Annotated in this window: 9 protein-coding genes; all 9 read left to right on the top strand. The window is 69.0% G+C overall.

Annotated elements, in window-relative coordinates:
* The coding region (gene madM, locus sphsw_RS07455) for a malonate transporter subunit MadM (RefSeq protein ID WP_031440054.1) at window positions 1-598 on the top strand (598 nt) is incomplete at its 5' end.
* 4 nt (window positions 599-602) lie between these two features.
* Window positions 603-1292, top strand: coding sequence for a GntR family transcriptional regulator (locus tag sphsw_RS07450; protein ID WP_031440053.1), 690 nt, complete (start codon window positions 603-605; stop codon window positions 1290-1292).
* Window positions 1293-1454: 162 nt separating this feature from the next.
* On the top strand, window positions 1455-1649 hold the full coding sequence (locus sphsw_RS07445; RefSeq protein WP_031440052.1) for a hypothetical protein: 195 nt from the start codon (window positions 1455-1457) through the stop codon (window positions 1647-1649).
* Window positions 1650-1743: 94 nt separating this feature from the next.
* Window positions 1744-2073: a hypothetical protein gene (locus sphsw_RS07440; RefSeq protein ID WP_031440051.1), complete on the top strand. Its 330-nt coding sequence runs from the start codon at window positions 1744-1746 to the stop codon at window positions 2071-2073.
* Between the two features lie 40 nt (window positions 2074-2113).
* Window positions 2114-2479 (top strand): hypothetical protein, encoded by a 366-nt coding sequence (locus tag sphsw_RS07435; protein WP_031440050.1) that lies wholly within the window; start codon window positions 2114-2116, stop codon window positions 2477-2479.
* Between the two features lie 4 nt (window positions 2480-2483).
* Window positions 2484-4016 carry a PAS domain S-box protein gene (locus tag sphsw_RS07430; protein ID WP_042466771.1) on the top strand — a complete coding sequence of 511 codons (1533 nt, stop codon included), beginning with the start codon at window positions 2484-2486 and terminating at the stop codon, window positions 4014-4016.
* Window positions 4013-4225: a CsbD family protein gene (locus sphsw_RS07425; protein WP_031440048.1), complete on the top strand. Its 213-nt coding sequence runs from the start codon at window positions 4013-4015 to the stop codon at window positions 4223-4225. The genes sphsw_RS07430 and sphsw_RS07425 overlap by 4 nt, the downstream gene beginning before the upstream one ends.
* Window positions 4226-4260: 35 nt before the next feature.
* Window positions 4261-5139: a hypothetical protein gene (locus sphsw_RS07420; protein ID WP_031440047.1), complete on the top strand. Its 879-nt coding sequence runs from the start codon at window positions 4261-4263 to the stop codon at window positions 5137-5139.
* A gap of 242 nt (window positions 5140-5381) precedes the next feature.
* On the top strand, window positions 5382-5758 hold a 377-nt coding region (locus tag sphsw_RS07415; protein ID WP_042466769.1), incomplete at its 3' end, for a BapA/Bap/LapF family prefix-like domain-containing protein.

The raw sequence follows: 5758 nt of genomic DNA, 5'->3' as shown, positions 1-5758 counted from the left end.
CGGGATTGCGACGGGCGGGCACAAGGGGCTCGCCGACCTGCCGATGCTCGCCGGAATCGGGCTGATGGGCGGCGCGATGCTGCGCGACTTCGCGATCGTCGCGACCGCGTGCGAGGTCGATGTCGAACAGGCTAAGAAGGCGGGTCTGATCGGCGTCGTCGCGCTGCTGCTCGGTACGATCCTGCCGTTCATCGTCGGCGCGCTGGTTGCGGCGTCGTTCGGCTATACCGATGCGGTGTCGATGACGACGATCGGCGCGGGCGCGGTCACCTATATCGTCGGGCCGGTCACGGGTGCGGCGATCGGCGCGAGCTCGCCGGTCATCGCGCTGTCGATCGCGACGGGCGTGTTCAAGGCCGTGATGGTGATGGTCGGCACGCCCTTGGTCGCCGGGCTGATCGGGCTCAACAACCCGCGCAGCGCGATGGTGTTCGGCGGGCTGATGGGGACGGTCAGCGGCGTGTCAGGCGGGCTTGCCGCGACCGATCGCCGGCTCGTGCCCTATGGCGCCTTGACCGCGACCTTCCATACCGGGCTAGGGTGCCTAGTGGCGCCGTCGATCCTCTATCTGATCGTCCGCGCGATCGTGGGGGGCTGACAGCGTGGCGGATATCGAGAGCGAAGACACGGGACTGCTGTCCGACCGGATCCGCAACGCGCTGACCGATGCGATCTCGTCCGGCGAGCTCGCGCCGGGCACGATGCTCGACGAACAGCAACTGGCCGACCGCTACGGCGCCTCGCGTACCCCGGTCCGCGAGGCGCTGCGCCAGCTCGCGACCAGCGGGATGGTCGAGGTCCGCCCGCGCCGCGGCGTCATCGTCCGTCATGTCACCGCCGAGGAGGTGATGGACATGTTCGAGACGATGGCGGAGCTCGAGGCGGTGTGCGTCCGGCTCGCCACCTACCGGATCACGCCGCTAGAACGCAGCCGTCTGCTGCGGGTGCACGAGGCGAGCGAGGCGGCGGTCGTGGCGGGTGACGTCGACGCCTATGACGCGCTCAACCGTGAGTTCCACGAGGCGATCTACCGCGCGGCGCATAATGATTTCCTGGCCGATCAGGCAATCGCGGTGCGGACGCGGCTCAACGCGTTCCGCCGGATGCAGCTACGTCAGGACCGCCGCCTCGTCAGCTCGCGCGCGGAGCATGACGCGGTGATGCGCGCGATCGCCGAGGGCGATGGCGACGAGGCGGCCCGGCGGATGCGCGCGCACATGCTCAACGCCGCGAGCGCGCTCGACAGCTATATCGCGCACCAGGACGCCGCGCACGCCAAGCCGGCGGGATGATCGCCCGGCCTGGTGGGTTCCTCCGCGTATGAGTCCTCCCTCCCCCCGGAGGCATGCGGCGCCGACTGGGATATCTACCCAGTGCACTGGTCCTTTCCGATCAAGCGGCGGCTGCGCTGACGGCCTAAGGTCGCGGCGACGACCATTGAGAAAAGCAGGACGATGACGGATCAGGACGACGACCGGCCGCCGCAGCCCACAGATGCCGGCGGGGCCCCCTATTTTCACGCGCGCGCCGACTGGCACGAGCGGCGCGCCAGCGTGGCGACCGATGCCAGCACGGTGACGCTGCATCGCCGGTTCGCACGATTGTACCGGGCGCGGGCGGCCGATCCTCTAGTATATGAGTACCCGTGATTAGCGCATAAATACCAGGAACTTACGTCTCGTTTCACGCTTTATGCGTCCGATCCGCAAGCAGTTGCGCTACTGGAATGTCGGGAGCCCGATCATGAAAAGCCTGTCTGCGACGATCGCCTCGCTTGTACTGATGACGGGAGTCGTCGGCTGTGCGGCACCGGCGACACGCATATCGTCTGGGTTGCAGCGCTACGGGCTCGACGCGCCGCGCGCGGATTGCGTCGGCGAGCGGCTCCAGTCGCGCCTCTCGCTCGGGCAGCTCCAGCGGCTCGGCAAGGCGGCCGCGGCGTATCGGCAGAACGACACGACGCCGGGGGCGCTGACGCCGTCCGACCTGATCCGTGTCGCCTCCGAACTGCGCGACCCGGCGATCGCACTCGAGGTCGGCAAGGCCGCGGCGGCATGCCGTGTCCTGCCCTGAGTCGAATTGACGTTTCCCCACTTTCGAGAAGGACAAGACGATGAACAAGGACGAATTCCAGGGCGGCGCACGCTATGTCGGCGGCACGGTCGAGAAGACGATCGGCGATACCGTCAGCAGCCGTGACTGGCAGGTCGACGGCGTCGTCGATCAGGTCGCGGGCGGCGCACAGAATCTCTACGGCCGCGCGAAGTCCGCGGTCGCCGATGCCGTCGATGGCGCCCCGGAACTCGCCGACAAGCTCGGCAGCGACGCTCGCGAGGCCGCCGACCGTGCCGGCCAGCTGGCGCGACAGGGCGCGCGAACCGTGCAGGAGTCCGTCGAGGACGCACCGTTGCTCTGGGCACTTGGCGCCGCCGCGATCGGCTATGGCCTGGCCTGGCTCGTCCACGGCCAGCGCGACTGATCCGATGACCGCCGCCCCCGCCCTCAAGTCGCTGCGCGACTCCGCCGATCTGCGCCATCTGCGCCAGATCATTGCGGGGCTCGACGAGGGCGTGATCCTGATCGATCCGGACCAGTCGATCCTGTGGGCGAACGCCGCGGCGCTCGCGATGCACGGGGTCGACGCGGTCGAGGATCTGGGGGCGACGGTCGACGCGTATCGGGCGAAGTTCCAGCTGCGCTATCGCAACAACCACCGGTTGGGCGACGATGACTATCCGATCGAGCGCGTCGTGTCGGGCGAGGCGTTTTCGCAGGTGGTGGTCGAGGTGGCGGTCGCGGGCGAGGACAGCCCGCGCTGGGTCCATCAGGTCCGCAGCCTCGTCCTGACCGATGACCAGGACGAGCCCGAATGCCTCGTGCTCGTCATCCAGGACGTCTCCGCGCAGTTCGAGGCGGAGGACCGGTTCGAGCAGTCTTTCAACGCGAACCCCGCGCCCGCGCTGATCTGCCGGCTGTGCGATCTGAAATTCGTGAAGGTCAATCAGGGTTTTCTCGACATGACCGGGCATGAGCGCGACGGGGTGCTCGCGCGCACGCTCTACGATCTCGACATCCTCGCGCATGCCGACAAGCGCGACGTGGCGAAGCAGCGGCTGTGCGAGGGGCGGACGATCCCGCAGATGGAGGCCGAACTCGACCTGCCCGAAGGCGGCACCAAGCTGGTGATCGTCGCGGGCCAGCCGATCGATCTGGCCGAGCAGGCGTGCATGCTGTTCACCTTCGCGGACCTCGAACCCCGTCGCAAGGCGGAGACAGCGCTGCGCCACAGCGAGGACCGGTTCACGCGCACCTTCTCGCTGGCGCCGGTCGCGCTGGCGATCGGCACGCGCGACGGCCACCGTCTGTGCGACGTCAACGAGGCGTTCACCGAGCTGACCAGCTATACGGCGGCGGACATCGTCGATCGGCCGCTCGGGGTCGTCGATCTGTGGGAGACCGGTGCGATCCAGCACCAGATCGAGGGCGAGATCGCCGCCGACCGGCCGATCCGCGACCGCGAGCTTCGCCTGCGGCTCAAATCGGGGCAGGTGATCGATGGGATCGTCTCAAGCGAACCGATCCAGCTCGGCGGCGAACCGTGCATGCTGTGGGCGATGCGCGACATCAGCACGCGCAAGGCATCCGAGCGCGAGCTGGTCCATGCGATCGAGGCGGTGATGCAGGATACGAGCTGGCTCAGCCGGTCGATCATGGAGAAGCTCGCACGGATCCGAACGCCGCAGGCCGATCCGGTCGGCGTCGGGCTCGACGAGTTGACCCCGCGCGAGCGCGAGGTGCTGGCGCTGATCTGTCGCGGGCTCGACGACAAGTCGATCGCACGGACGCTCGACGTCTCGGGCAACACGGTGCGCAACCATGTTGCGCGGATCTATTCGAAGATCGGGGTCAACCGCCGCAACGCCGCCGCAGCCTGGGCGCGCGCGCGCGGCTTCGACGGAGACTCGCTGCCCGCGCGTCATCCGGCCGACGCGGCAAGCAAGGAGGTCGCAGCATGACCGACGACACGACACCAGGCGGCAAGGCCGGCAGCAAGACCGGACGCGCCCGCCAGGCCAAGGGCTCCGTCCAGGAGGCGATCGGCAAGATCATCGGCGACCCCGGTGTCGAACGCAGCGGCCGCCGCGAAAGCAAGGCCGGCGCGAGGCAGGCCCAGGCCGAGCCGCATGAAGCGGACCATTCCATCGACCGCGACGGCGCCGACTGACGCCGTCGCGGGCACATTATTCAACAGGAGCATCTATGACGATCACCACGACACCCGGCGTTCTGCCGGCCGACGACCTGCGTCTTGCGAAGACGCCCAGCCGCATATCCTGGGGGGCGATCTTTGCAGGCGTCGTGCTCGCGATCGCGGTCCAGCTCGTGCTGGGTATTCTCGGCACGGGCATCGGCCTGACGCTGGTCGACCCGGTCGAGGGTACGACGCCGGGCGCTGCCGGCTTCGGCATCGGTGCCGGGCTGTACTGGATCGTCACGACGATCATCGCGCTTGGCGCGGGCGGCTATGCCGCCGCGCGTGTCGCCGGGGTTCATGACCGGTTCGACGGGCTCGTCCACGGGCTCGTGGTCTGGGGCGTGACGCTGATCCTGACGCTGTACCTGCTGACCTCGGCGGTCGGCGGGATCATCGGCGGCGCCTTCCGTACCGTCGGCTCGGTCGCGACCGCAGCCGGGACCGGGATCGGAGCTGCCGCGCCCAAGGTCGCCGACGTCGCCGGCGTCGATACGGGCGACGTCCGCGAAGAGGCGGCCGCCTATCTGTCGGACGCACCGTCGGATCCTGCACAGATGACGGCGGAGCAGGCGCAGAAGGAAGTCGCCAAGCAGCTTCCCGCGCTCGCCCGCGGCGGGCCGGACGGCGCGCGTGCCGAGAGCCGCATCGTCGACATCGTCGCCGCGCAGCGCAAGATCGCACGTCCCGAAGCCCAAGCTCAGGTGACGCGCGCCAAGGCACAGTTCGTCAAGACCAAGGACGAGACGATCGCGACCGCCAAGTCGGCGACCGACACCGCCGCCGGCGCCGCTGCGGGCACGTCGTTCATGGTGGTGATCGCGCTGCTGATCGGTGCCGCCGCCGCAGGGGCCGGCGCGACCGCCGCGACGCGCCGCCGCATCTGATCGCGATCAACCGATCCTATCTCGGGCGCTGCCGGATCCTCCGGCGGCGCCTTTTTTTTGGCCGGTGTTCCGCGGTGTCATCGCCCCGGCCGCGGAATTGATTCCGATAGCGGAATGGTTGCGGCCCCCCGACCGCGCCAGGCTTTGTCCCTCTCGAGAAGCCAGCAGTTTCGAAGGTCGTCGACGTGCCCGCCGGGGCCGTCGTCACCGCCGCGCTGCTGACCCGCACAGGAGGATGAAGCATGGACGTACACGTCATCTCGAAGGCAACCGGGGCCGTCACGCGCGTATCGGGAGAGGCCGTCAGCCTCGATGCGCCGAGCGTCGTCCGGCTCGATCTTGCCCGCTCCGAAGTCGCGGGGTTCGAGCGCGAGGGCAATGCGCTCATCGTCCGCCTGACCAATGGCGACCATGTCGAGGTCGCCAATTTCCATCCTGAAGATGCCGGGGTCGCACCGCATGATCTCGTCCTGAACGAACCCGGCGGCACCATGTGGCAGGCGCGCGTCGCGCCGGGCGCGCCGCGCTTCGTCCCGCTCGAGGATCCCGAGGATCTGGTCGCGGCGGCGGGCGGCGGTGGTGGCGCCTCGCTCGCGCTGCCCGCGGCCCTGCTGGGCGG

The organism is Sphingomonas sp. FUKUSWIS1, from assembly GCF_000733135.1.
In the GTDB taxonomy this organism is placed as follows: domain Bacteria; phylum Pseudomonadota; class Alphaproteobacteria; order Sphingomonadales; family Sphingomonadaceae; genus Sphingomonas; species Sphingomonas aerolata.
The sequence above is the reverse complement of the archived record's forward strand: the minus strand, read 5'-3'. Positions and strand labels throughout refer to the sequence as shown.

Bases quoted from the DNA above. Each gene is read 5' to 3' on its own strand.
- sphsw_RS07445 (WP_031440052.1), top strand. From the start codon at position 1,455: ATGACGGATCAGGACGACGACCGGCCGCCGCAGCCCACAGATGCCGGC.
- sphsw_RS07440 (WP_031440051.1), top strand. From the start codon at position 1,744: ATGAAAAGCCTGTCTGCGACGATCGCCTCGCTTGTACTGATGACGGGA.
- sphsw_RS07435 (WP_031440050.1), top strand. From the start codon at position 2,114: ATGAACAAGGACGAATTCCAGGGCGGCGCACGCTATGTCGGCGGCACG.
- sphsw_RS07430 (WP_042466771.1), top strand. From the start codon at position 2,484: ATGACCGCCGCCCCCGCCCTCAAGTCGCTGCGCGACTCCGCCGATCTG.
- sphsw_RS07425 (WP_031440048.1), top strand. From the start codon at position 4,013: ATGACCGACGACACGACACCAGGCGGCAAGGCCGGCAGCAAGACCGGA.
- sphsw_RS07420 (WP_031440047.1), top strand. From the start codon at position 4,261: ATGACGATCACCACGACACCCGGCGTTCTGCCGGCCGACGACCTGCGT.